29 protein-coding genes are annotated in these 25277 nt (G+C 55.1%); 18 read left to right on the forward strand and 11 right to left on the reverse strand.

Features of this window, described 5'->3' with window-relative positions; genetic code table 11:
- Positions 1–36 precede the first annotated feature (36 nt).
- The 7 genes from sufA (at position 37) to ldtE (ending at position 6665) form a co-directional block, all read left to right on the forward strand.
- Complete coding sequence (gene sufA / locus ACOTY5_RS05145) at positions 37–405, forward strand: Fe-S cluster assembly scaffold SufA (RefSeq protein WP_003857741.1); 369 nt, start codon at positions 37–39, stop codon at positions 403–405.
- An 8-nt stretch (positions 406–413) separates the two neighbouring features.
- Positions 414–1904 carry a Fe-S cluster assembly protein SufB gene (gene sufB / locus ACOTY5_RS05150; protein ID WP_003857739.1) on the forward strand — a complete coding sequence of 497 codons (1491 nt, stop codon included), beginning with the start codon at positions 414–416 and terminating at the stop codon, positions 1902–1904.
- 9 nt (positions 1905–1913) lie between these two features.
- A complete protein-coding gene (sufC, locus tag ACOTY5_RS05155) occupies positions 1914–2660 on the forward strand; it encodes a Fe-S cluster assembly ATPase SufC (protein WP_003857736.1) in 747 nt (248 codons plus the stop codon).
- Complete coding sequence (gene sufD, locus ACOTY5_RS05160) at positions 2635–3906, forward strand: Fe-S cluster assembly protein SufD (protein WP_023296367.1); 1272 nt, start codon at positions 2635–2637, stop codon at positions 3904–3906. Before sufC ends, sufD begins: the two co-directional genes overlap by 26 nt.
- Positions 3903–5123 (forward strand): cysteine desulfurase SufS, encoded by a 1221-nt coding sequence (sufS, locus tag ACOTY5_RS05165; RefSeq protein WP_045142548.1) that lies wholly within the window; start codon positions 3903–3905, stop codon positions 5121–5123. Before sufD ends, sufS begins: the two co-directional genes overlap by 4 nt.
- Before the next feature lie 14 nt (positions 5124–5137).
- The gene (gene sufE, locus ACOTY5_RS05170) at positions 5138–5554 is read left to right on the forward strand and encodes a cysteine desulfuration protein SufE (RefSeq protein ID WP_017693566.1); all 417 of its coding nucleotides are present in this window, start codon (positions 5138–5140) and stop codon (positions 5552–5554) included.
- Positions 5555–5651: 97 nt separating this feature from the next.
- Positions 5652–6665, forward strand: a complete 1014-nt coding sequence (gene ldtE / locus ACOTY5_RS05175) for a L,D-transpeptidase LdtE (RefSeq protein WP_045142547.1) — start codon at positions 5652–5654, stop codon at positions 6663–6665.
- Positions 6666–6725: 60 nt separating this feature from the next.
- On the opposite strand, the gene lpp is transcribed toward ldtE, so the two are convergent.
- The 5 genes from lpp to ACOTY5_RS05200 form a co-directional block, all read right to left on the reverse strand.
- Complete coding sequence (gene lpp, locus ACOTY5_RS05180; protein WP_001082307.1) at positions 6726–6962, reverse strand: murein lipoprotein Lpp; 237 nt, start codon at positions 6960–6962, stop codon at positions 6726–6728.
- A gap of 312 nt (positions 6963–7274) precedes the next feature.
- Positions 7275–8696 (reverse strand): pyruvate kinase PykF, encoded by a 1422-nt coding sequence (pykF, locus tag ACOTY5_RS05185; protein WP_015570703.1) that lies wholly within the window; start codon positions 8694–8696, stop codon positions 7275–7277.
- 7 nt (positions 8697–8703) lie between these two features.
- A complete protein-coding gene (locus ACOTY5_RS05190) occupies positions 8704–9036 on the reverse strand; it encodes a hypothetical protein (RefSeq protein ID WP_421631854.1) in 333 nt (110 codons plus the stop codon).
- 36 nt (positions 9037–9072) lie between these two features.
- Positions 9073–10218 (reverse strand): trans-sulfuration enzyme family protein, encoded by a 1146-nt coding sequence (locus tag ACOTY5_RS05195; RefSeq protein WP_045142546.1) that lies wholly within the window; start codon positions 10216–10218, stop codon positions 9073–9075.
- A 12-nt stretch (positions 10219–10230) separates the two neighbouring features.
- Positions 10231–11601 carry a pyridoxal-phosphate dependent enzyme gene (locus ACOTY5_RS05200; protein ID WP_045142545.1) on the reverse strand — a complete coding sequence of 457 codons (1371 nt, stop codon included), beginning with the start codon at positions 11599–11601 and terminating at the stop codon, positions 10231–10233.
- A gap of 399 nt (positions 11602–12000) precedes the next feature.
- Between ACOTY5_RS05200 and ACOTY5_RS05205 the strand changes: the two genes are divergently transcribed.
- The 4 genes from ACOTY5_RS05205 (at position 12001) to fumD (ending at position 14838) form a co-directional block, all read left to right on the forward strand.
- On the forward strand, positions 12001–13023 hold the full coding sequence (locus tag ACOTY5_RS05205) for a methionine ABC transporter ATP-binding protein (RefSeq protein ID WP_017384622.1): 1023 nt from the start codon (positions 12001–12003) through the stop codon (positions 13021–13023).
- On the forward strand, positions 13016–13684 hold the full coding sequence (locus ACOTY5_RS05210; RefSeq protein ID WP_045142544.1) for a methionine ABC transporter permease: 669 nt from the start codon (positions 13016–13018) through the stop codon (positions 13682–13684). The genes ACOTY5_RS05205 and ACOTY5_RS05210 overlap by 8 nt, the downstream gene beginning before the upstream one ends.
- A gap of 23 nt (positions 13685–13707) precedes the next feature.
- Positions 13708–14520 carry a MetQ/NlpA family ABC transporter substrate-binding protein gene (locus ACOTY5_RS05215; RefSeq protein ID WP_003857677.1) on the forward strand — a complete coding sequence of 271 codons (813 nt, stop codon included), beginning with the start codon at positions 13708–13710 and terminating at the stop codon, positions 14518–14520.
- A gap of 108 nt (positions 14521–14628) precedes the next feature.
- The gene (gene fumD, locus ACOTY5_RS05220; protein WP_003857676.1) at positions 14629–14838 is read left to right on the forward strand and encodes a fumarate hydratase FumD; all 210 of its coding nucleotides are present in this window, start codon (positions 14629–14631) and stop codon (positions 14836–14838) included.
- Here fumD and ACOTY5_RS05225 read toward each other — a convergent pair.
- The 4 genes from ACOTY5_RS05225 to ACOTY5_RS05240 are packed head-to-tail and all read right to left on the reverse strand — an operon-like array spanning position 14819 to position 17882.
- Complete coding sequence (locus ACOTY5_RS05225; RefSeq protein WP_045911657.1) at positions 14819–15505, reverse strand: amino acid ABC transporter permease; 687 nt, start codon at positions 15503–15505, stop codon at positions 14819–14821. The two genes, fumD and ACOTY5_RS05225, sit on opposite strands and share 20 nt — an antisense overlap.
- Positions 15489–16235, reverse strand: coding sequence for an amino acid ABC transporter permease (locus tag ACOTY5_RS05230; protein ID WP_017693562.1), 747 nt, complete (start codon positions 16233–16235; stop codon positions 15489–15491). The genes ACOTY5_RS05225 and ACOTY5_RS05230 overlap by 17 nt, the downstream gene beginning before the upstream one ends.
- Positions 16235–17050, reverse strand: coding sequence for an amino acid ABC transporter ATP-binding protein (locus ACOTY5_RS05235; protein WP_045142543.1), 816 nt, complete (start codon positions 17048–17050; stop codon positions 16235–16237). The genes ACOTY5_RS05230 and ACOTY5_RS05235 overlap by 1 nt, the downstream gene beginning before the upstream one ends.
- Before the next feature lies 1 nt (position 17051).
- On the reverse strand, positions 17052–17882 hold the full coding sequence (locus tag ACOTY5_RS05240) for an ABC transporter substrate-binding protein (RefSeq protein ID WP_108720689.1): 831 nt from the start codon (positions 17880–17882) through the stop codon (positions 17052–17054).
- A 245-nt stretch (positions 17883–18127) separates the two neighbouring features.
- Between ACOTY5_RS05240 and ACOTY5_RS05245 the strand changes: the two genes are divergently transcribed.
- Together ACOTY5_RS05245 and ACOTY5_RS05250 are read left to right on the forward strand one after the other, a co-directional pair.
- The gene (locus ACOTY5_RS05245; protein WP_032653328.1) at positions 18128–18295 is read left to right on the forward strand and encodes a hypothetical protein; all 168 of its coding nucleotides are present in this window, start codon (positions 18128–18130) and stop codon (positions 18293–18295) included.
- Between the two features lie 144 nt (positions 18296–18439).
- The gene (locus ACOTY5_RS05250; RefSeq protein ID WP_045142542.1) at positions 18440–19846 is read left to right on the forward strand and encodes a DUF1996 domain-containing protein; all 1407 of its coding nucleotides are present in this window, start codon (positions 18440–18442) and stop codon (positions 19844–19846) included.
- Positions 19847–19903: 57 nt separating this feature from the next.
- On the opposite strand, the gene ACOTY5_RS05255 is transcribed toward ACOTY5_RS05250, so the two are convergent.
- Positions 19904–20044 (reverse strand): hypothetical protein, encoded by a 141-nt coding sequence (locus ACOTY5_RS05255; protein ID WP_003857665.1) that lies wholly within the window; start codon positions 20042–20044, stop codon positions 19904–19906.
- Between the two features lie 126 nt (positions 20045–20170).
- On the opposite strand from ACOTY5_RS05255, the gene ACOTY5_RS05260 reads away from it, so the two are divergent.
- Both ACOTY5_RS05260 and ACOTY5_RS05265 read left to right on the forward strand, forming a co-directional pair.
- Entirely contained in the window at positions 20171–20953 is a 783-nt protein-coding gene (locus tag ACOTY5_RS05260) for an MBL fold metallo-hydrolase (protein WP_045142541.1), read from the forward strand.
- 72 nt (positions 20954–21025) lie between these two features.
- Positions 21026–21661, forward strand: a complete 636-nt coding sequence (locus tag ACOTY5_RS05265; RefSeq protein ID WP_015570694.1) for a carbonic anhydrase — start codon at positions 21026–21028, stop codon at positions 21659–21661.
- Positions 21662–21689: 28 nt separating this feature from the next.
- Here the strand turns inward: ACOTY5_RS05265 and ACOTY5_RS05270 are convergent, their stop codons facing one another.
- Complete coding sequence (locus ACOTY5_RS05270) at positions 21690–23285, reverse strand: FAD-NAD(P)-binding protein (RefSeq protein ID WP_045142540.1); 1596 nt, start codon at positions 23283–23285, stop codon at positions 21690–21692.
- A gap of 750 nt (positions 23286–24035) precedes the next feature.
- Here ACOTY5_RS05270 and ACOTY5_RS05275 point away from each other — a divergent pair.
- From ACOTY5_RS05275 to ACOTY5_RS05285, 3 genes are all read left to right on the forward strand, one after another.
- Positions 24036–24158 (forward strand): hypothetical protein, encoded by a 123-nt coding sequence (locus ACOTY5_RS05275; protein ID WP_254909560.1) that lies wholly within the window; start codon positions 24036–24038, stop codon positions 24156–24158.
- A 179-nt stretch (positions 24159–24337) separates the two neighbouring features.
- Entirely contained in the window at positions 24338–24538 is a 201-nt protein-coding gene (gene glgS / locus ACOTY5_RS05280) for a cell surface composition regulator GlgS (RefSeq protein WP_023303558.1), read from the forward strand.
- Positions 24539–24709: 171 nt separating this feature from the next.
- Positions 24710–25180, forward strand: a complete 471-nt coding sequence (locus ACOTY5_RS05285) for an Hsp20 family protein (protein WP_026080712.1) — start codon at positions 24710–24712, stop codon at positions 25178–25180.
- Positions 25181–25277 lie beyond the last annotated feature (97 nt).

Consider the following 25277-nt stretch of genomic DNA (forward strand, 5'->3'; position numbering starts at 1 on the left):
GTTATGCCCTGGTGGCTTATCAGATGAGGTGGACCTATGGAACTGCATTCAGAAACCTTCAATCCGGCCGATTTTGCCTGGCGTGGCTTAACGCTGACGCCCGCGGCGGCGGCGCATATTCATGAGCTGGTGGCAAAAAATCCCGACATCCTCGGCGTACGCTTAGGCGTTAAGCAGACTGGCTGCGCGGGATTTGGCTACGTGCTGGATACCGTAACCGAACCTGAAAAGGACGATCTGGTCTTTGAAACCGACGGTGCAAAGTTATACGTCGCGCTACAGGCGATGCCGTTTATCGATGGAACCGAAGTCGACTACGTTCGGGAAGGTTTAAACCAGTTATTCAAATTTCATAACCCGAAAGCCCAGAACGAATGCGGCTGCGGCGAAAGCTTTGGGGTATAGGCGGTACTATGTCTCGTAATACTGAAGCAACGAGTGATGTAAACACCTGGAGCGGCGGACACCTCAACTATAAAGAGGGTTTCTTTACGCAGCTGCAAACCGATGAGCTGGCGAAAGGCATCAACGAAGAGGTCGTGCGCGCCATTTCGGCGAAACGTAACGAGCCGGAGTGGATGCTGGAGTTTCGCCTGAGCGCATTCCGCGCGTGGCTGGAGATGGAAGAACCCCACTGGCTGAAAGCGCATTACGATAAGCTGAACTATCAGGATTATAGCTACTACTCCGCGCCCTCCTGCGGCAGCTGTGATGATACCTGTGCCTCGCAACCCGGCGCGGTTCAGCAAACCGGCGCGGAGAACAGCTTCCTGAGTAAAGAGGTGGAAGAGGCGTTTAATCAGCTCGGCGTGCCCGTGCGCGAAGGCAAAGAGGTGGCGGTAGACGCCATTTTTGACTCCGTCTCGGTGGCAACCACCTACCGTGAAAAACTGGCGGAGCAGGGGATCATTTTCTGTTCCTTTGGTGAAGCCATTCACGATCACCCCGAGCTGGTGAAAAAGTATATTGGTACCGTGGTGCCGAGTAACGATAACTTCTTCGCGGCACTGAATGCGGCGGTGGCGTCAGACGGTACTTTTATCTACGTGCCGAAAGGCGTGCGCTGCCCGATGGAGCTCTCGACCTATTTCCGCATCAACGCGGAAAAAACCGGCCAGTTTGAACGCACCATCCTGGTGGCCGATGAAGGCAGCTACGTAAGCTACATCGAAGGGTGCTCCGCTCCTGTGCGCGACAGCTACCAGCTGCACGCGGCGGTGGTAGAGGTGATCATCCATAAAGATGCGGAAGTGAAGTACTCTACGGTACAGAACTGGTTCCCGGGCGACGGCAACACCGGTGGTATTCTGAACTTCGTCACCAAACGCGCGCTGTGCGAAGGCGAAAACAGCAAAATGTCCTGGACTCAGTCAGAAACCGGCTCCGCCATTACCTGGAAATACCCGAGCTGTATTCTGCGCGGCGACAACTCCATCGGTGAGTTTTACTCCGTGGCGCTGACCAGCGGTCATCAGCAGGCCGATACCGGCACCAAGATGATCCACATCGGTAAAAACACCAAATCGACCATCATCTCCAAAGGGATCTCTGCCGGTCACAGCCAGAACAGCTATCGCGGGCTGGTGAAAATCATGCCGACGGCAACCAACGCGCGTAACTTCACCCAGTGTGACTCCATGCTGATTGGCGCGGACTGCGGGGCGCATACCTTCCCGTATGTCGAATGCCGCAATAACAGCGCCCAGCTTGAGCATGAGGCAACTACGTCACGTATTGGTGAAGATCAGCTTTTCTACTGCCTGCAACGCGGGATCAGTGAAGAAGATGCGATTTCAATGATCGTTAACGGCTTCTGTAAGGACGTGTTCTCTGAACTGCCGCTGGAATTTGCCGTTGAAGCCCAGAAACTCCTCGCCATTAGTCTTGAACACAGCGTCGGTTAAGGAAAGCACATGTTAAGCATTAAAGATTTACAGGTTAGCGTGGAAGAGAAAGAGATCCTGCGTGGCCTCAATTTTGACGTCAAACCGGGTGAAGTTCACGCCATCATGGGGCCAAACGGCTCCGGGAAAAGTACGCTTTCAGCGACGCTGGCAGGACGCGAAGATTATGAAGTTACCAGCGGCTCCGTTGAGTTTAACGGCAAAGATCTGCTGGAGATGTCGCCGGAAGAGCGTGCCGGCGAGGGCATCTTTATGGCCTTCCAGTATCCGGTGGAAATTCCGGGCGTCAGCAACCAGTTCTTCCTGCAAACCGCGCTGAACGCGGTGCGCAAGTATCGCGGCCTTGAGGCGCTGGATCGCTTTGACTTCCAGGATCTGATGGAAGAGAAGATCAAGCTGCTGAAAATGCCGGAAGATCTGTTGACCCGCTCGGTAAACGTGGGTTTCTCCGGCGGTGAGAAGAAACGTAACGATATTCTGCAAATGGCGGTTCTGGAACCGGCGCTGTGCATTCTCGATGAGACCGATTCAGGGCTGGATATCGATGCCCTGAAGATCGTTGCCGACGGGGTGAACTCCCTGCGTGACGGCAACCGCTCATTTATCATCGTGACTCACTATCAGCGAATTCTGGATTACATCAAACCGGACTATGTCCACGTGCTTTACCAGGGACGCATTGTGAAATCCGGTGACTTTACGCTGGTTAAACAACTGGAGGAGCAGGGTTATGGCTGGCTTACCGAACAGCAGTAATGCACTTCAGCAGTGGCACCGGCTGTTTGAAGCGCAGGGTCGAGCGCGCTCTGAACAGGCTCAGCACCATCTCCAGCAGATGCTGCGTCTCGGTTTACCGACGCGTAAACATGAGAACTGGAAATATACCCCGCTGGATGGCCTGCTGAACGGCGAGTTTGTCACCCGTCTGGCGCAGGTCAGCCCCGATCAGCGCGACATGCTGGCGCTGAGCGTGGATGCCGTGCGTCTGGTATTTGTCGACGGTCTGTTCCGTGCGGAGCTGAGCGACAGCGTGCAGGAGAGCGGGTTCGATATCGTCATTAACGATGAACGTCAGTCGCTGAACGCGCCCGTTCAGCCTGAAGTCTTCCTGCACCTGACAGAGAGCCTGTCGCAATCTGTCACCCATATTCGCGTTAAGCGTAATCAGCGTCCGGCTAAGCCGCTGCTGCTGATGCATATCACCCAGGGCGTTGAGGGTGATGAGATTAACACCGCCCACTATCGCCACCATCTTGAGCTGGCAGAAGGGGCAGAGGCGACGGTGATCGAGCATTACGTCAGCCTTAACGACACCCGTCATTTTACCGGTTCGCGTCTGACGATGAACGTGGCGGCCAATGCTCAGCTGCACCACATCAAGCTGGCGTTTGAGAATCCGCTCAGTCACCACTTCGCCCACAACGATATTCTGCTGGGCCAGGATGCCGCGGCGTACAGCCACAGCTTCCTGCTTGGCGGCGCGGTGCTGCGCCACAATACCAGCACCCAGCTGAACGGTGAAAACACTACGCTACGTATTAACAGCCTGGCGATGCCAGTGAAGTCAGAAGTGTGCGACACGCGCACCTGGCTTGAGCATAACAAAGGCTACTGCAACAGCCGTCAGCTGCACAAAACCATCGTCAGCGACAAAGGACGTGCGGTGTTTAACGGCCTGATAAACGTGGCGCAGCACGCCATCAAAACTGACGGGCAGATGACCAACAACAACCTCTTGCTGGGACGTCTGGCAGAGGTGGACACCAAACCACAGCTGGAAATTTATGCGGACGACGTGAAATGCAGCCACGGGGCGACGGTCGGGCGTATTGACGATGAGCAGATGTTCTACCTGCGCTCGCGCGGGATAGACCAGCAGGCCGCGCAAAAGATGATTATTTACGCCTTTGCGGCTGAGCTGACGGAAGCGCTGCCCGATGGCGGACTTAAACAGCAGGTGCTGGCCCGTATCGGTCAGCGGCTGCCTGGAGGCGAAGCATGACATTTCCCGTAGAGAAAGTCCGGGCAGATTTTCCGGTACTGACCCGTGAAGTGAACGGTCTGCCGCTGGCCTATCTCGACAGTGCGGCCAGCGCGCAAAAACCAAATCAGGTGGTGGATGCGGAAGCCGAGTTTTACCGCCATGGTTATGCGGCGGTACATCGCGGGATCCACACCCTGAGCGCCGAAGCGACCCAGCGCATGGAAAACGTGCGCACGCAGGTTGCTGCCTTCCTCAACGCGCGTTCGCCGGACGAGCTGGTATTCGTGCGCGGCACCACCGAAGGGATCAACCTGGTGGCTAACAGCTGGGGCAATGCGCAGGTGCACGCGGGGGATAACATCATCATCACCCAGATGGAGCACCACGCCAACATCGTGCCCTGGCAGATGCTCTGTGAGCGTGTGGGGGCGCAACTGCGGGTGATCCCCCTGAATGAAGACGGCACGCTCCAGCTGGAAAAGCTGGACGCCCTGCTGGACGACAGAACGCGGCTGGTGGCGGTGACCCACGTTTCAAACGTGCTGGGGACGGAAAATCCGGTGGCGCTGATCGTCGACAAAGCCCATCAGGCCGGTGCGAAAGTGTTGATTGATGGCGCCCAGGCGGTGATGCACCATGCGGTTGACGTTCAGGCCCTGGACTGCGATTTCTACGTCTTCTCCGGGCACAAGCTGTATGGCCCGACGGGCATCGGCGTGTTGTATGTGAAAGAGGACATTCTCCAGGCCATGCCGCCGTGGGAAGGGGGCGGGTCAATGATCGCCACCGTCAGCCTGACGGACGGCACAACCTACGCCCGTGCGCCCTGGCGCTTCGAGGCGGGTACGCCCAACACGGGCGGGATCATCGGGCTGGGCGCGGCCATTAGCTACGTCACTGAAACGGGGCTGGCGGCGATTCAGGAGTACGAACAGCAGCTGATGCATTATGCCTTGCAGGAGCTGGCCAGCGTCCCGGAACTGACCTTATATGGCCCTGCTGACCGTCTGGGTGTGATAGCCTTCAACCTCGGCAAGCATCACGCCTATGATGTGGGCAGTTTCCTTGATAATTACGGCGTCGCCGTGCGTACCGGGCATCACTGCGCGATGCCGCTGATGGCGTATTATCAGGTACCGGCTATGTGCCGCGCATCGCTGGTGATGTACAACACAACGGAAGAGGTCGACAGACTGGTGGCGGGACTAAAACGTATTCACCAGCTGCTTGGCTAACGGAGAGGCGAGAGATGGCAGATTTGCCGGACAGAGATAAATTGCTGCGCAACTTTGGGCGTTGCGCAAACTGGGAAGAGAAATACCTTTATATCATCGAGCTGGGTCAGCGCCTGCCGCCGCTCAGCGAAGAGGCGCATAACCCGGACAACATCATTCAGGGCTGCCAGAGCCAGGTCTGGATCCTGATGCAGCAGACGGACGAAGGCGTAATCGAATTACAGGGTGACAGCGATGCCGCCATTGTGAAGGGGCTTATTGCCGTCGTATTTATTCTTTATCATCAGATGTCGGCACAGGATATTGTCGCCTTTGATGTTCGCCCGTGGTTTGAAAAAATGGCCTTAACCCAGCACCTCACCCCGTCCCGATCCCAGGGGCTGGAAGCGATGATCCGCGCCATACGCGCCAAAGCCGCAATCCTTAGCTAAACTGACAGAACAGCATTCATTCTGTTTCGCGAGGTGGTTTCCACCTCGCTGGTTTTTCAGCTTTCTGACGTTTGGTCAGTGAATAAGGAATCTCAGCATGAAGCGCGCATCTCTAATAACTCTATTACTCCTTGGTTCGCTCAGTGCTGTTAATTCAGCCTGGGCGGTTGATTATCCTTTACCGCCCGCAGGCAGCCGCCTGATTGGGCAAAACCAGACATACACCATTCAGGAAGGTGACAATAAACTTCAGTCTATCGCTCGTCGCTTTAATACCGCCGCACAGCTGATCCTTGAAACCAATAATACCATTGCTCCGGTGAACCCTGCGCCAGGAACGGTCATTACCATCCCTTCCCAGATGCTACTGCCGGACACCGAGCGCGAGGGCATTGTGGTGAATCTGGCGGAGCTGCGCCTTTACTTCTATCCGCCAGGCGAAAATATCGTGCAGGTCTATCCGCTGGGTATTGGTCAGCTTGGGCTGGAAACACCGGTCAGCACCACCCGTGTGAGTCAGAAAATCCCTAACCCTACCTGGACCCCCACAGCGGGCATCAGAGCGCGCTCACTGGCCCAGGGCATTAAACTGCCGCCTGTGGTACCCGCAGGGCCAAATAACCCGCTGGGGCGCTTTGCGCTGCGTCTGGGCATCGGGAATGGGGAATATCTTATTCACGGCACCAGCGCGCCGGACAGCGTAGGGCTGCGGGTCAGCTCGGGCTGTATGCGAATGAACGCGCCGGATATCAAAGCGTTGTTTGAGCAAGTGCGCGTCGGCACGCGGGTGCAGATCATCAATGAGCCGGTGAAGTTCTCCGTCGAGCCGGACGGCAAACGTTATATCGAGGTGCACAGGCCGCTGGCGCAGGCTGAGGGCGAAAACCCACAGACGGTGCCGTTCACGCACTCGGCGGCGTTTACCGCCTTTGCAGCGGAGTCAGGTAGCGATAAAACGCAAATCGACAAGGCCCTGGCGCGCAGAGCGGGGATCCCGGTTGCCGTGTCAGCAGGCAATGGTTCGTCAGCCAGCAATTCTGTCCTGTCGGTGCAGAACAGTCGTGTCTCAGCGGCGGTGGCGGAAGGCGAGGGAGAGAAAGCGCTTCAGTAGAGGTTTGACGAAGGTAAAAAAAATGGCGCACAATGTGCGCCATTTTATTAACAGGTACTATTACTTACGGTATTTAGTAGCCTGGTTGTCCAGACGCTGGTTAGCGCGAGCTGCGTCGTCTTTAGCAGCCTGAACGTCGGAACGCATTGCGTTCACGTCGTTGCTCAGCTGGTCAACTTTAGCGTTCAGAGTCTGAACGTCAGAAGACAGCTGATCGATTTTAGCGTTGCTGGAGCAACCTGCCAGCAGAGTAGAACCCAGGATTACCGCGCCCAGTACCAGTTTAGTACGATTCATTATTAATACCCTCTAGATTGAGTTAATCTCCATGTAGCGTTACAAGTATTACACAAAGTTTTTTGGGTTGAGAATATTTTTTTGATGGGATTACGCCTATTTTTGATCGTTCGCTCAAAGAAGCAACGAAATCGGCAATTTTGACGAAAAAGCTATGTTAAAAAAGGCATTTTTCATCGGATTCATCTTAGATAAATCGCGATTAAATAGAAAAACCCGATTTGCTTTTTGAATAGTTCTGGTTAAAGGCGGGAATAAAAAAAGCGCCCCGAAGGACGCTTTTTAACAAAACAATAATTTGTTCGTGAAATATTACAGCACGTGGACAGATGCAGTGTTGGTGGTGCCGCTTGGAACCAGCGCGCCAGAAACCATAACCACCACGTCGCCTTTCTGGGCCAGGCCACAATCAACCAGTTCCAGAGCCACTTCTTTACCCAGACGATAGAAATCATCGGTAGAGGCAATCTCTTTCACCAGGTGTGGGATCACGCCTTTGCTCAGCACCAGCTGACGCGCGGTAGTTTCGTTGGTGGTCAGCGCCAGAATGGTCGCATCCGGGAAGTATTTACGCACGGCACGCGCAGATTTACCGCCCTGGGTCGCCACGACAATCAGTGGGGCTTCCAGTTTCTCAGCGGTTTCTACCGCACCACGGCACACGGCTTCGGTGATGCGCAGTTTACGGCTGTCGTTGTTGTAATCCAGACGGCTTTTCATCACGCGGTCGGTACGCTCACAGATGGTCGCCATGATGCCGACCGCTTCCAGAGGGTATTTCCCTTTTGCAGATTCGCCAGACAGCATAACGGCATCGGTACCGTCGAGGATGGCGTTTGCTACGTCGCCTGCTTCAGCGCGGGTAGGGCGTGGGTTTTTGATCATGGAGTCCAGCATCTGCGTTGCGGTGATAACCACTTTACGCGCGCGAACACATTTCTCGATCATCATCTTCTGCGCGAAGATCACTTCTTCAACCGGGATTTCAACGCCCAGGTCGCCACGCGCTACCATGATACCGTCAGACGCTTCGAGGATTTCGTCGAAGTTGTTCAGGCCTTCCTGGTTTTCGATCTTGGAGATGATCTGAATGTTCTCGCCGCCGTGCGCTTTCAGGTGCTCACGGATCTCAACCACGTCAGAACGTTTACGGATAAAGGAGGCAGCAACGAAGTCCACGCCTTGTTCGCAGCCGAAGATCAGGTCTTGTTTGTCTTTTTCAGCCAGCGCTGGCAGAGCAATGGACACACCCGGCAGGTTAACACCTTTGTTTTCGCCCAGATCGCCGTTGTTCAGCACTTTACAGATAACCTTGTTACCTTCGATCGCGGTCACTTCCATGCCGATCAGGCCGTCATCCACCAGCACGGTGTTGCCAACGGACAGATCGCTGGTGAAGCCTTCGTAGGTCACGGCAACGATTTCGTTATTACCTACAACGGATTTGTCGGTGGTGAAGGTGAAGGTCTGGCCCGCTTTCAGGGAAACGTCGTTACCGCCTTCCAGTTTGATGGTGCGGATTTCAGGACCTTTGGTGTCGAGCAGGATTGCCGCTTTTTTCCCGGTCTTGCTCATCACGTTGCGCAAGTTCTGGATACGCTGACCGTGTTCAGCATAGTCGCCGTGGGAGAAGTTCAGACGCATCACGTTCATGCCGGCATCCAGCATTTTGCTCAGCATCTCTTCGGATTCGGTTTTCGGGCCGATAGTACAAACAATTTTCGTCTTTTTCATGACAGTCTTAGTCTTTAAGTTGGGAAGGATATGGAAATCTCGCTCCGGGGGCGCACCGCCGCGGAGTCAAACCTGTGTTGCGAAAGAGTATATGACACGCACTAAGAATAGGTGACATCAAATGAGCGTGCAGAAGAAAGTGTGCCTGAGTGCCAGCCCAACGAAGGAGAGGAGAAGTTGTACGTTGTTTTTTATATTCCAAGCGCTGAAACCATTCACCAGGGATTTGGCGCGCATTATACGCTGATTTACAGTAAAAAGGAAAATGGAAACAGCGTTTCAAAACAATCTGTGCAGATTCACATAATTTTGTTATCAAGGCGTTAAGGTCTAATGTCATCTTATGACGGCAGGCGCAACGCCCGCCGTTTTTTGCTCACTTTTCCAGCGCCTGCTGAAGGTCGGCGATCAGATCCTTCGCATCCTCAATCCCCACCGACAGGCGGATAAGCTGCGGCACAATGCCGTTTGCAAGACGCTGCGCCAGTGGTATGGAGGCGTGGGTCATGCTGTAGGGCTGGCTCACCAGACTCTCCACACCGCCCAGACTTTCCGCCAGGGTAAAGAGCGTAAGATGACGGATCACCTCTGCCGCGCGTTGCACATCGCCTTTAATCACAACGGAGATCATGCCGCCCGGCAGCGCCATTTGTCTGCGTGCCAGCGCATACTGGGGATGTGACGCCAGCCCGGGATAGAACACGCGGTCTACCTGCGGATGCTGCTCCAGCCATTGCGCAATTGCCAGTGCGTTGGCGCTGTGCTTCTCAACGCGCAGTGAGAGGGTGCGAATCCCCCGCAGCGTCAGGAAACTGCTGAACGGATCCAGAACGCCGCCAACCGCGTTTTGCAGATAGCCCAGACGCTCCGCGAGATCCTTATTTGCCCCGACAACAGCCAGCCCGGCAACCACGTCTGAATGACCGTTGAGATATTTAGTGGCGGAGTGGACCACTATATCGAACCCCGCCTCCAGCGGCCGGTGAATGACCGGGGAGGCGAAGGTATTATCCGCCACGCTGATCGCATTATGGCGCCGGGCAATGTCCGCGATGGCCTCCAGGTCGGCCAGTTTCAGCAGCGGGTTCGTTGGCGTTTCCACCCAGATCATGCGCGTGTCCGGGCGAATGGCGGCCTCAAGCCCGGCTACATCGTCCGGCTTAACCCAGCTCACCTGTAACCCGGTGCTGCGCTTGCGCACGTTTTCGATCAGGCGATACGTACCGCCATACACGTCGTCAATGGCGACGATATGGCTGTCTTTATCCAGCAGTTCGAGCACGGTGGAAATGGCTGCCAGCCCTGACGCGAAAGCGTACCCGCGCGTGCCGACTTCCAGTTTGGCGATGGCGGTCTCCAGCGCGTGGCGGGTTGGATTGCCGCTCCGGGAGTATTCGTAGCCGGTATGTTCACCCGGTGCCGGTTGCGCAAACGTCGACGTGGCGTAAATTGGCGGCATCACGGCGCCGTGCGGGTCGTGATACTCACCGCTGTGAACGCTGAGGGTGGCCAGGTTTTTCATCTTTTGCTCCTTTTATTTCGTCAGGCGGTTACGCCAGGCGGTGAGTACGTCACTGCGTGTGATCAGACCCAGAAAGCGATCTGCGTCATAAATAATCGCCACCAGGCCACGGTCAAAGATGGCGTACAGGGCGCTCTCCGGGGCCTGCTTATCCAGATATTCGACCTGACGCGTCATGGCCGCCGTCACGGGGAGAGAGAAGCGATCGGCATCTCCCCCGATGTGTCTCAGCAGGTCCCACTCGTCGATGATGCCGACGACCTTGTCGTTATCGAGCACCGGCAGCTGGGAGATGTCGTACAGGCGCATGCGGGCCAGTACGGTGGAAAGCGTGTCGTCCGGGGCGGCGGTCACCGTCGCGCCTTCATCGTGGCGCAGGGCAATATAGTCCGAGAGATCGCCTGCCTGCGGACGCGAAATCAGCCCCTGCTGGCGCATCCAGTCGTCGTTGAACATCTTCGATAGGTATTTATTGCCGCTGTCGCAGGCGAAGGTGACCACACGTTTTGGCGTAGTCTGCGCCTGGCAATATTTCAGCGCCGCCGCCAGCAGCGTGCCGGTGGAGGAGCCTGCCAGGATCCCTTCCGTTTTTAGCAGATCGCGGGCGGTGGTGAACGCCTCGCGATCGGTAATGCGCCAGGCGCGGTTAACCCCTTCGATGTGCGCCAGCGGAGGGATAAAGTCTTCGCCAATCCCCTCAACCAGCCACGATCCGGCATCGTGATGGCGTCCGGTTTCAACCTGGTCCGCCAGCACCGACCCGGCCGGATCGGCAAGCACAAATTCCGTCTGCGGCGAATGTTCTGCAAACCACGCCTGTAAGCCACCTAGCGTACCGCCGGACCCCACGCCGACGACGATGGCATCGATCTGGCCGTCAAGCTGTTCAAACAGTTCCGGTGCGGTAGTGGTGCGGTGCGCTAGCGGATTGGCCGCGTTATTGAACTGATCAATATAAAACGCGCCTGGCAGTTCGTTCGCCAGCCGCCGGGCATAATCCTGATAGTAGGCCGGATGCCCTTTATTCACATCTGAACGGGTCAGCACGACCTGCGCCCCTAACGCGCGCAGGTGGAAAATCTTCTCGCGGCTCATTTTGTCCGGCACCACCAGGATCAGCGAGTAGCCCTTCTGCGCCGCAATCAACGCCAGGCCCAGGCCGGTGTTCCCCGCCGTGGCTTCAATAATAGTGCCGCCGGGCCGTAGCTGGCCCGTACGCTCGGCTTCATTAATCATCGACAACGCGACGCGGTCTTTAATCGAGCCGCCGGGATTCTGGTTTTCCAGCTTCAGAAACAGCGAGCAGGGGCCGGTGTCCAGCTTGTGCAGCTGGATGAGCGGCGTACGGCCAATCAGTTCGGTGACGGAGTGGTAAAGCGTCATGGTCATGTCCTGTGAAGAGGTGATGACCGGATGATAGAACCATGAAATTTTCTCAATAAAGAACCTTTCACTGAGTTTTAGAACGGAAAGGAATAATCCTTGTGTTTTCAGATGGAAAGACAGCAAGACGTAAAGTTGTCCGGATGTGAGGATGGCTATATCCGCATAAAGTGCTGCAAAATTAGCCGATTTCGTCGGGTGAGTAAGACCTGATATGCAAATGGCAGATAATTATTGCTGATATTCATCTAAATGCTTTTCACCCGCCAGTTCGCTGCTTATTCCTGAGCATTATAAGAAATTCTTTTTTGGTCATTTAAAAGCTGATAACGGCTGTTTACTATCTTTTGGACATCCATACTGCTAAACCGCTATATGCGAAACGGATAACGAATAAGAATGATTGTACTCAGCAATATTTCGAAGGTTTTTGACAACGGGAAACAGGCGCTGACAGCCGTAGATAACGTCAACCTGACGATAGAGCAGGGACAGATTTACGGGATCATCGGTTACAGCGGGGCCGGGAAAAGTACGCTGATCCGTCTGCTGAACGGTCTGGAAAAGCCCAGCGCCGGCAGCGTCACCATTAACGGTCAGGATATCTCCGCCGCGAAGGGAGAAGCGCTGCGTCAGGCACGCCTGAAAATCAGCATGGTGTTCCAGCACTTTAACCTGCTCTGGTCGCGCACGGTGAAGGAAAATATCGCCTTTTCAATGCAAATTGCCGGTGTGCCAAAAGCGCAAATTCAGGCTCGCGTTGCCGAGCTGGTGGAGCTGGTCGGCCTGAAGGGGCGCGAGAATGCCTACCCATCCCAGCTGAGCGGCGGGCAAAAACAACGTGTGGGCATTGCCCGCGCGCTGGCCAATCATCCGGACGTACTGCTGTGTGACGAAGCCACCTCGGCGCTGGATCCGCAGACCACCGATCAGATCCTCGATCTGCTCCTGGACATTAACCGTCGCTTTAACCTGACCATCGTACTCATTACGCATGAGATGCACGTGGTGCGCAAAATCTGCGACCGCGTGGCGGTGATGGAAAACGGCAAGGTGGTGGAAGAGGGGGACGTGCTGAGCGTGTTTACGCATCCGCAGCAGCCGATCACCCGGCAGTTTGTCCGCCAGGTGAGCCAGTACGCGGAGGAAGAGACCTTCAATACCGAACTGGCAAACGATCTGGAAGGCACGGTGATCAGGCTGACCTTCACCGGGCACAGCACGCACAGGCCGATCGTCGGTGAACTGACCCTGCGCTACGGCCTGCCGTTTAACATCCTGCACGGCAAAATGACGCAAACCGCCCACGGTGTTTTCGGGCAGCTCTGGGTGCACGTGGTGGCATCGGACGAACAACTGAACAATATCCTCGCCGACCTGAAGCAAAGCGATATTGAAGGCGAGGTAATCAAGCATGGCTGAAGAACTCTTTCCGCACCTGAAGTGGGCTCAGCTTTGGGCTGCAACCCAGGAGACGCTTTACATGACCGCGCTTTCCGGCGTGGCGACGTTTGTCCTGGGGATCGCGCTCGGTCTGGCGCTGTTTTTAACCGCCCGCGGCGGGTTATTCCACAACCGCACGGTCTACAGCGTGATGTCGATTGTGGTGAACGTGTTCCGCTCGATTCCGTTCATCATTCTTATCGTTCTGCTGATCCCGTTCACCAAGACCGTTGTGGGGACCATTCTTGGCGCTAACGCTGCGCTGCCCGCCCTGATTGTGGGCGCGGCACCGTTCTACGCCCGTCTGGTCGAGATTGCCTTGCGAGAAGTAGACAAAGGAGTCATTGAGGCCACGCGTTCGATGGGCGCGCGGCTGAGCACGTTAGTGTTTCGGGTTTTATTGCCGGAATCTTCACCCGCACTGGTTTCAGGTATGACGGTGACGCTGATTGCGCTGGTGAGCTACAGCGCAATGGCAGGGGTGATAGGTGCCGGCGGTTTGGGAAATCTGGCTTATCTGGAAGGATTCCAGCGCAACCATGGTGACGTCACGCTGGTGGCAACGGTGACCATTCTGATCATCGTGTTCATTATCCAGTTCTGCGGCGATGCCATTACTTCACTGTTAGATAAACGCTAATAAATACACACAGGAACCACATCATGAAAAAGACACTGACACTGATCGCCGCCGCAACCCTGAGTGCCCTGAGCTTTGCCTCCTGGGCGGACACGCTCACCGTGGGGGCGTCCAACACCCCGCACGCGGAAATTCTGGAGCAGGCTAAGCCGATTCTGGCGAAGCAGGGGATCGATCTGGAGATTAAACCATTCCAGGACTACATTCTGCCAAACACGGCGCTGGCGGGGCATGACATTGACGCCAACTATTTCCAGCACATCCCTTACCTGAACAGCGTCCTGAAAGATCACGCGGGCGATAAGGATTATGATTTTGTCAGTGCGGGCGCAATCCACATTGAGCCGATCGGTATCTATTCGAAAAAATACAAATCGCTGAAGGATCTGCCCGAAGGCGGCAAAATCATCATGCGTGATGCGGTGTCCGAGGAAGGGCGTATTCTCTCCATCTTCGAAAAAGAGGGCGTGATCAAGCTGAAGCCAGGCATCGATAAAGTGACCGCGCGCATCAGCGATATCGTGGAGAACCCGAAAAAGCTGCAATTCACCCCTAACGTCGAAGCGTCTCTGCTGCCGCAGATGTACAACAACGACGAAGGTGCTGCGGTGGTGATCAACGCCAACTACGCAATTGATGCCGGTCTGGATCCGGTGCACGATCCCATTGCGGTAGAAAGCGGTGAGAATAACCCGTACGCCAACATCATTACCGTTCATCGCGGTGACGAGAAGAAGAAGGATATCGTCGCGCTGGTGAACGTGCTGCACTCCAAAGAGATTCAGGACTGGATCCGCACCAAATACAAAGGCGCAGTGATCCCGGTAAACAACTAATCTGCTGATTTTCCAGACGAAGCCCGGCGAACAACACGCCGGGCTTCTTTTTTGTATCCAGCCGACGAATGATTTAAGCTGACGGTTTAGGGCAACGGAGTGATGGCAATGGGCAATGTGACCAAAGACGAAGCGCTGTACCAGGAGATGTGTCGGGTGGTAGGCAAGGTCGTTCTCGAAATGCGTGATTTAGGGCAGGAGCCGAAACATATTGTCATTGCGGGCGTTCTGCGTACCGCGCTGGCGAACCAGCGCGTTAAGCGCAGTGAGTTGACCACCAAAGCGATGGAAACGGTGGTTAAAGCGCTGGCCGGTTAACGCGCCAGCGCTTCGCGAGCAGCTCAAGCGAGCAGCAGAGCAGGTAATAGATCACACCCGTAAAGATAAAAATGGCCGCCGGGTAAATTTGCACCCGGTTGTTAATCTGTCCCGCCACCGTGGTCAGTTCAGGAACGTTCACGATAAATGCCAGCGACGTATCCTTCAGCAGGCTGATAAAAATCCCCACCAGCGACGGCAGAATATTTCTCAGCGCCTGCGGCAGCAGCACGCGCCACAGCGTTTGCTGCGTACTGAACCCTTGAGAAAGCGCGGCCTCATTCTGGCCCAACGGCAGGGCTCTCAGTCCGGCTAACACCGAATGCATCACCGCAGCCGCGGTAAACCAGGCCAGCGCCAGCGTGACGGTCGTCGCGCCCGGGAGATCCCTGCCGGTTATCAGTGGCAGCAGATACCACATCCAGAATATCACGAAGATCAGGGGGATCCCGCGAATCAACTCTGCCCACGCAAACAGCGCACTGCGCACCACGCCGGGATAGCGCCAGGCGACGCAAGCCAGCACAATCCCGCCGGGCAGGGCAAGCGCGGCGGCGCCTGCGGCCATCAGCAGTGAGAGCAGTACGCCGCCGGGTTCTCCCGCAGCCGCACGTCCCCAAAGCAGATAATCCAGGTTTTCGACAATAACGTTAAATCCGGGGATCATGATATTTCCTCCCTGAATGGGGGCCGAGGCGCACCAGCACGCTTCCCGTCACCATCCCGGTAAGCAAGTAGAGCACCGTACCGACGGTGAAGGCTTCCAGTGCATGGGCGTTGTAACTTTCTATCTGGCGGACCTGGTAGGTCAGTTCGGCGAAGCCAATCCCGCTCGCGAGCGAGGAGAGCTTCATCAGGTTAAGGTACTGGCCGACGACGGGCTGCCACGCGTTAGCGAGCCCCTGTGGCAGAAGAATGTAGCGAAACAGACGCCATGAGGAAAATCCCTGAGCGAGCGCCGCCTCCCGTTGCCCGGCAGGTACGGAACGCAGCCCCGATTCCACTTCTTCAATTAAAAACGCCGAGGTAAAGACGCCTAACCCCCAGGCGGAGCATAAAAACTCGGGCGTAAACCACCAGACGTCACCGGGTAAAATGGACCAGCTGTGGTCTGCGTTCACCGCGTCACGCAGCCCCTGCGGCAACCCGTTCCAGGCGGCGAAATACCAGAACAGCAGCTGTACCAGCAGCGGCGTATTGCGAAACAGCGATACCCAGCAGCTGACGATCAATGTCCCGAAACGTCCCCCGGAAAGCCGCAAAAGCATAAAGAACAAGGCGAGCAGGCTGGCCAGCATAATCCCCGCCAGCGTCACCCACAGAGTGGTGAGAAATCCGGAAAGGATCCAGTGCAGGGGCTGTCCGGCCAGCACCCCCTGCCAGTCCAGAGCGGGCATTACAGTTGCTCCTGATGCAGCGGATCCAGCACTTTTTGCAGGAAACGCCTCGCACGGGGATGCGACGGTTGATTGAAAAATTGCGCCGGGGGCGCGGTTTCCAGAATTTTTCCGCCGTCGATAAAGACGATTCGATCGGCAATTTCCCGGGCGAACTGCATCTCATGGGTAACGACAATCATGGTGATCCCGCTGTGCGCGAGGGTTTTCATCACCAACAGCACTTCGCCAATCATTTCCGGGTCGAGTGCCGACGTCGGCTCGTCAAAGAGAATGATTTGCGGCGACGAGGCCAGAGCACGGGCAATCGCCACGCGCTGCTGCTGTCCGCCGGAAAGTTCAGCGGGGAAGCGGTGCGCCTTCTCCAGCATGCCGACCTTCTCCAGCAGCGCCAGCGCGCGCTCCTGGGCGGGCAGGGGTTTCCAGCCGTGAACGTGCTCCAGTGCCAGGGTGATGTTCTGACTGGCGGTAAGGTGGGCATAGAGATTGAACTGCTGGAACACAAACCCGACGCGGCTGCGTAACTGACGTAGCCTGCTGCCGGAAAGCTGTCCGGTCGGCTTGTGGTCGATCAGAATCTCCCCGCCGCTCAGGCTCTCAAGCTGGTTGATAAGCCGAATCAGGGTCGATTTTCCGGAACCCGAAGGGCCGAGAATGGCAACCACTTCACCCGGCATGATGGTGAGGTTAATGTCGGTTAAAACCGGATGGTCGCCGTAGCGTTTGTCCACATGGCGAAACTCAACGCTGGCCTGTTCCAGATGTGAAAAATCCGCGGCATTGGCCGCGGAGCGTGAAAATAAACCTGAGAGCATATTACCGGGCTTCTATTTTAAAGTTACGAGGCTGTGGAGCTGGGGTGCCTGGACCGAACCAGACGTCATAGATTTTTGCCGCCTGGCCGTTTTTCTCCAGGGTTACCAGCTCATCGTTAACGGCTTTCAGCAGCGCCGTTTCACCCTTTTTCACCCCCACGCCAATCTCTTCTTTACTGAGCAGGTCGGGCAGGATTTTGAAGTCGGCTTTATCCGGCGCCTGCGCCAGCAGACCGGCCAGAATGGTGCTGTCCTGGGTAATGGCCTGCACGTTGCCATTGCGCAGTGCCGTCAGCGCCAGCGGAATATCATCATAAGAGAGGACGCGGGACTGCGGAAAACGCTGGTGCAGCGCCTGTTCACCCGTCGTACCTTTTACGGCGCCAATGCGTGCCCGGCTATAGTCATCAAGCTTGTCCGGTGATTTTGCCGGAACCAGGAACTGCTGGCCGATGACAAAGTAAGGCGTTGAGAAATCAATGACCTGTGCGCGTTCCGGAGTGATCGTGATATCCGCCACGATGAGATCCGCTTTTCCGGACTGTAGCAGCGGAATACGGTTAGCCGGATTGGTGGCGACCAGTTCAAGCTTGACGCCGAGCGATTTCGCCAGCGCTTTGGCGAAGTCCACGTCGTAACCCACGATCTCATGCGTTTTGGCATCAATCGAGCCAAAGGGTGGATTGGCATCAAACGTGGCCACTTTCACCACGCCTGCTGCCTTGATATCCGCCAGCCGATCGGCCTGCGCCTGCGCTGAAACCACGCCCCAGGCTGCCACTAATCCCAGAACCTGCGCCCGTTTTTTAAACCCTTTCATTTTTGCAGCCATAGTCATACGCCATCCCGTTGTTTTTGTTTTACCCCGTTACGCTCCCATAAGGGAAAGCTATCGCCAAATAAGAAATCGTTCTTTGCTATGAGAAAAAAAGCATGAGTGAACAAGGTGTTAAAGAAGAGAGCAGACGGCGGGGCGCTATTTGCAGATCCTGCACATCGACAGTGGATTTTGATATTTCCCCCGGGCGCAATTTGGGTGTTTAACTGAGGACAGGTTAAGCGAGAAGGGTAATGACGATGAAAAAATGGATAAGCACGTTACGGCGGTTTTTTGCGCCCCGACCAGTGAATGCGGAGAACAGCGCGCAACGTGTTCTTGAGTCAATACTGCCTGTCGCCAGCCTGTATGGCGTGGACGTAGCCAACATCGACCCGGAGTGGTTCCATGATAAAACGTCACGCTGAACTGCGCCGGACGCGCGAAATGTACTGGAATGAGCTGTGCGTGGTGTCTGTAAAGCGAGGATGAAGGGAAAAATACCCAGGCTAAGCCTCGGTAAATGATGGCCGTTTTGTTACCACTATCTCCTTTCACAGATGGAGATAATAATGAAACGGACAGTATTAACCCCCGCGCTTTCTGCCTCCGCACTTCTGCTTACCATGCAGGCGGCACACGCTGGTCCACAGGCGCATGTTGTATGCAGTTATTCCCACACCCTCGGCGATGATGCCATTATGATGTTCGGCATGCCCAATGAGGCTATGCTGCACGATTTTTTTGGTAACGTGCACGCGGATGCTTACTCCAGCCGTGAATCTCTGCGTACCCAGGAAAAGACCACCTGCGATAACAAAGCAGACAGCTCGGCCTACTGGGCTCCGTCGCTAAAATTGCCGGACGGAACGGTGGTCAAACCCGCCTATCAAAAAACCTATTATCAGGCATCGAATGTTGACGCCTGGCCGCTTCATCCGTTTCCGCCGGGGCTGTCGCTGCTGGCGGGCGATCATCATGGCACCGCGCCAAATCCGCATATCACCTTTTTATGCGCCAATGGTAAGGGCTATACCACCAGAACGGGTGAAGTCTGCGGCTTACGCAAGGCGAAGGATGCCGTGCAGTTTAATATCGGCATTCAGTTCCCGAACTGCTGGGACGGGGTCAACCTGAAGCCCGCCCACGGCCTGGCTAACGCCACCTACGATACGAAAGGACAGTGTCCGTCCGCCTTCCCGGTGAAGATCCCGACGGTGAACATGAATATTGCGTACGTGCTCCCGACAATTAGCTCTCTGGATACCAGTAAAGTCCAGCTTTCCCTCGACCCCATCATGCATGGCAGTGAGCGTGAAGAGCGGTGGGGGAGCCTGTATACGGCGCATGCTGACTTCATGAACGGCTGGACGGAAGATGCCGCGCGATTTATGACCGACCTGTGCATGAACCGGGGAATGGATTGCGGCACCACCGTGCCGTATGGTTATTCAAAAGCGAAGGCTAACGTCTGGCTCAGCAGCATGGAACCGGCACTTTCACAGCCCGATCCCCAGGTCTTACTGGTGCAGGATAACTGGAAGAACGGTGGACGCACGAAAAACAGCGAAACATTGTCGCTGGTGAAGTTCAACATCCCTCCGCTGCCTGTCGGACAGGATCCTGCCAAGTTTAAATACCGCGTGAGAATTTATGGCGGGAAAGTGGAAACTGACGGCGCGGATCAAATCTTCTTCTATCCGGCGAGTAACGACTGGGAACCGGCCACCGTGAGCTGGCAGTCACGACCGTCCTGCAACTATCGCTCGGATGCGGTGGTGTACCTGAACCACTCCCGCGAATACCGGATGGTGGACGTGGATAAAGCGGTGCGCAAGGCGCTGGCAGAAGGGAAAACCGACATTTCGTGGTATATCGGCGGCGATCGTCAGGGAAATCACTATCAGTTTGAGACGGGGTCATCTCCCCAAAGCCTGATCCTGATGCTGACCGGGTTTAGCAAAACGCCGGAGATCTGATAGCGGGTAGCAAAAGGCATTCATAAAAAAAGCACCGGGGAGCCCGGTGCTTTTTCTTCAGATCTTGCAGGCATCGCCGCAGTCGTCATCGGCGACAATCGCCTGGGCTTTTTTATCCGCATCGTCGAGACGTTCCGCGTTGCGCTCTTCTGCTTCATCCAGCCCGTTAAAGACTAAGTTATCGAGATCAATTTCCATGTGCCACCTGCGTTATTCAGTTTTTGATACTGGCATAGTATAAGTCAAAAAAAAGCGGGCCAGGCACCCCTCAGCACATATGGATAATCCCTGCCATACTCAGTGATTTATTGCTGAGAAAAGCCGATGATTACACTCTGTAAAACCTGCGGTACCGCTTACGATGAACAGCCCAAAAACTGCCCGATTTGCGACGATGAGCGCCAGTATGTCCCGGTGACGGGCCAGACATGGACGGACTTCGACAGCCTTACGACCACGCACACCAACAAATGGCAACAGCTGGAGCCGCAGCTGTTCAGCATCAAAACTGTTCCCTCTTTTGCCATCAACCAGCGGGCGCTTCTGCTGCGTACGCCACAGGGCAATGTTCTGTGGGACTGTATCGCCAATCTTGACCCGGCGACCAGAGCGTTAGTTGACGCGCTCGGGGGGATCAGCGCGATCGCGATTTCGCACCCGCATTACTACACCACCATGCAAGAGTGGGCCGCGGCGTTTAACGCACCGATCTACCTGCACGCCAGCGATCGGCAGTGGGTGATGCGTGACAGCCCGGCGATACGCTTCTGGGAGGAGGACGCCCTGGAGATTATGCCTTTGGTGACTCTTCTGCGGCTGGGCGGGCATTTTGCAGGCGGCACGGTGCTGCACTGGCAGTCAGGCGACGGCGTGCTGCTGGCCGGTGATATTTTGCAGGTTACGCCCGGTAAAGACGCCGTGTCGTTTATGTGGAGTTATCCGAATATGCTGCCACTGCCTGTCCGCACCGTTGAGTCGGTGATTGGCCGACTGACAGGGAAAACGTACCAGCGCCTGTACGGGGCCTTTGAAGGGCAGAACATCCTGGCGAACGCGGATGAGATCGTGCAGCGGTCGGGCCAGAAATATATTGCTTGTCTCCGCTAAGGCGCGGTGGTTAAATTTTACGAGTGTGATCGCGATCATACCTAAATTAAAACAGATAAAAGAGAAATGGCTATGCAACATATCATTGAAGGTTTTCTCAGCTTTCAAAAAGAGATTTTCCCGCAACGTAAAGAGCTTTTTCGTAGTTTAGCGTCCAGTCAGAATCCCAAAGCGCTGTTCATCTCCTGCTCCGACAGCCGTCTGGTTCCGGAACTGGTTACGCAACAGGAGCCAGGACAGCTCTTTGTCATTCGAAACGCGGGCAACATTGTGCCACCGTTCGGGCCGGAGCCTGGCGGTGTCTCTGCGACCATCGAATATGCTGTTGTTGCCCTGGGCGTGACCGATATCGTTATTTGCGGCCACTCCAACTGCGGCGCAATGAAGGCGATTGCTGACAACGCCGATCTGGAGCCGATGCCGGCCGTTTCCCACTGGCTGCGCTATTCTGATGCGGCAAAAGCGGTGGTTGAGAAGAAAACCTGGGATAAGCCAATCGATAAAGTGAATGCGATGGTGCAGGAGAACGTCTTTGCGCAGCTGAGCAATATCAAGACCCATCCGTCGGTGGCGGTAGGCCTGCGCAACAACGCCATTCGCCTGCACGGCTGGGTATATGACATTGAAAGCGGCAAAATCCTTGCCCTGGACAAGAACACTAAATCGTTCGTGTCGCTGTCGGAAAACCCGGACGTCTTCTTCGAGTAACCCGACCCCGCAGGGCAGGGAAGCTCTGTTAAAATTCCATGAATGGTAACTTCCTTCGCACGCCTGTCGCAGGTTTTCCAGCCGCTTTCGCCATCGCTTTACCAATTTCAGCGCACTCAGACAAACCCTGAACAAAGGGATGATCGTGCATCAGCCAGGGGATCGCCCCAAAAGCGATGCGCCCCCGCAGTGATGCAGGCGCCAGCAACGTATAGTCTTCCCCCACGTCCGGGACGTCATCGCCGGTTTCCGCAAGCTGTTTACGCAGGGTGGGGAAGGGAATGTCCTTGTTTCTGAGTGGCTTTTGCCCGCGCGCATCAATAAACACGTCGAAGCGGTAACGTTTTTCTGCCGTGGTGATGACGGTCTGATCGCTGCCGATATCCAGGTCGTAATTATCACCGAGTGCGACCACGCTAATGATCCCTGCCTCGCGCAGCGCCAGTAACCGGCGGATAGACTGCGGTGGAATGGCGGCATAATTATCGATAAACACACGCTCCAGCCCGGATTTAAACCGCTCTCTGTCATGCTCACTGAGTGAAGGGACGATGGCCTGAACCACTTCATGCAGACGAAGCACGGTATAGCGCCAGGCAACGGTGCGTTTTTCGCGCTTGTTGCGCTCCACTTCTTTCAGATTCGCTTCGGCCCAGGTGAAAGGGCCATGCTTTTTACGATCCTCAAACCAGACATCACGAAGCGTGTCGGCATTCAGCGTACCGAGCGATATCGCCTGGCACCAGCGCGGATCGGCCAGCTCGAGCTCTTTCACCATCAGCGCAAAGATGCGGTCAAGCAGCCCGTCCGGGCCTTTGGCGATTTCACTTTCCGCCACAGACTCCGTTAACACGGACAGCGGTTCATAAGGGATAGGGCAGTAAAAGTCGGCCTCCGGCAGAACGCCCGTGCGGGACATCAGCGTGATTTTTAGCCCTTCTCTGCCTTTATTGACAACGAACTGCTCCCCGCTAAACCGGCCATGCTGCATCACAACCGCCATTGCAGCGTCCAGCCCGCTGAGGGAAGTACCCATGATCCCCACCTCACAGGCTCGGATCTCCGCGTCCATCAGCCCTGACCATGGGCTTGGGAAATATGCGCGGGTGGTTTCATCTTCATCAGGCCAGACGTGGCCGGTGGCAACAACCGCAAGATCAAACCGCCTTGAGAAAGGGGCATCGTTCACTGAAAGGGCCACGCCGTCTGCATCAGCCTTAATATCCGTGACTTCTGCGTTGGGGTGCACCTCGACATGAAAGCCAGACTTTTTCGCCTCAGCAACGACGGCAAGAAACCGATCGTGAAAATATTCACCCAACAGAATACGCGGCAGGAATTGCCGGTCGTGCAGTTTCTCACTATCGACGTTATAGCGGGCAAGATGGGCCGCACTCTGCTGTTTGAGCCAGTCGAGATAGGTAATAAAAATGGGCGGAATTTCGATACTGGCGATGTTCGCCAGCATCAGCCGGGAATTATCCTCGTCGCTGTAGGGCATCCCGACACCGGGTTGGTCTGCCTTTTCGAACACGGTGATCGAAAGCGGTGCTGCGTTGTTAAGAAGTGAGTAAAAGGTGTAAATCCCTGTTGGACCTGAGCCGATAATGGCGATTTTTTTCATCGAAAGCGTTCCTGCATTTCTGAACCATAAAATAAGCGTAGCAGGAGAAAGGTTAAATCATTCAATGAAGGAAAAAAATTAAGACGTTTTGAAGAGGGGATGTTGCGCCCCTTCCTGAACTTATGGGAAGGTCAATTCAATTGACCCTGGCTGATTAGATATGATTCTGCCTGATTTCTGAAAGGAAAGACTGTTTGGTCCCAGGTTTAACGATTATCTGTATGTGATGGGGGTTAAAAAGTACGGTAACTTCGCCGGCGGGCTTGACCTGCACAGCGTCAGTGAGGAGAACCAGCTGATTTTATCAGGAGAATTCTCCATCTTACGGTCAGTGTACTTTTTAACATGCAGGCTGATGCCGCCCGTGGAAGACAGCCCTGCTCGGGCTCAAAAGATGGCATAGCACACTGTACATCGGATGGTCGTTTTGTCTGCAATGACGGAAGTCTGAGCCAGTCGAAGCGATTCTGTTCAGGTTATGGTGCCTCCGAACTGCCCCGGCAGGTAAAACCCTCCCCCTCCGCCAGGCAAGCGCAGACGAAAAAGAAAACAGCCGTGAAAGGCCAGGAGCAGCGTGTTGTAGAAAACAATGCGCAGTTCGATACACAACCGCGGCAACCTACATGCGCCCTTCTCTATATGGCCAACAAGCCCGGATTCACCCATTTACCCGTTTGTTCAGGAAATCAGTATTAATCCGCCAGTGTAAACGTTCCTTGTCTGTTATTCGAACTGATAAGACGCGTTCAGGTGGAAACCCACCTGAACGCGCTGGGCGACCTGTTACAGCGTCTGGCATTAAAGCATGCCGTTCGCACCTTCCGGCTACATGGCGAACTTACTGCATGGCTGGCGTTTATGTTTTCTGCATGATTGATAAAAGGGAGGGAAAATTATGACCAGGGCTGAAGAGTTTTGTCGTTCCTGAAATGTGAACACTGGCAGATGGATGCGCACGCATCGCTCAAAAAACGATCTTTTTCGGGCGGATACTGAGATCAGAAAAGCATATGACCTTGAACAGTAATCACATTGACTGGAGGGATATGCTAATGAAGCGACAAGATATAAACGCATTAAAGAATTTTGATTTTCTGGCACGCAGTTTTGCCCGTATGTACGCCCTGGGCCAGCCAGTTGATGTCGATGCCGTGACCGGCAATATGAGTTATGAACAGCAGGCATGGTTCCGGGAGCGATATGACCACTACCGAAAGCAGGCTGAGCGGGCGAGAGTGATAGAACTGCGATGATGTAACGAATAACGGGCTTAACGGCCCGTTGCGTTTTTTAGGTTCCAGCTACATTTTGCAGCTCCTGAGGTTGAAATATTGTGCGGTAACCTCATATAGAAAGCGGGTAAGGAATACCTGCCCGTAAGACATGAACTTTTTGAATATTCTTTTTTACTGTTCAGGAGGTACATGATGACTCTGAGAGCTTTTCCCATGTTGAACGATCTCTCCGACTCTCTGTTTGCGGACCGTTTTAACCGTATCGATCGCCTTTTTAGCCAGCTAACCGGCAGTACGCCGTTGCCCTCCACGCCTTCTTACAATATCCGGCGGGTGGGTGATAACCGCTATGAACTGACGCTGAGCGTGCCGGGCTGGAAAGAGAGCGAACTGGAAATTGAAACCGTTGGCGGTCAGCTGAATATCAGCGGTAAACGTGAAGAAGAGAAAACCGAAAACGGCGAAGAAGGGTGGATCCATCGGGGTATCAGCCGCAGCGACTTCCGGGCCAGCTATAGTCTGCCGGAGCATGTGAAAGTAACCGGCGCTTCGCTGGAAAACGGCTTGCTGGCGATTGAATTACACCAGGATATCCCGGAAGAAGAGAAACCGCAGCGCATCGCCATCAACAACAACCCGGCGATTGAACATAAGCCGTAATCATTGATTGACGTTGTTTTCACGCCCGGCAAACGCCGGGCGTTTTGCTAACCTGATGGGGCTTATGCCATTCCGCTCTTTCGCTGCACGCGCGGGC

This window comes from Enterobacter cloacae complex sp. SHL018 (genome assembly GCF_049237905.1).
GTDB lineage: Bacteria > Pseudomonadota > Gammaproteobacteria > Enterobacterales > Enterobacteriaceae > Enterobacter > Enterobacter hormaechei_C.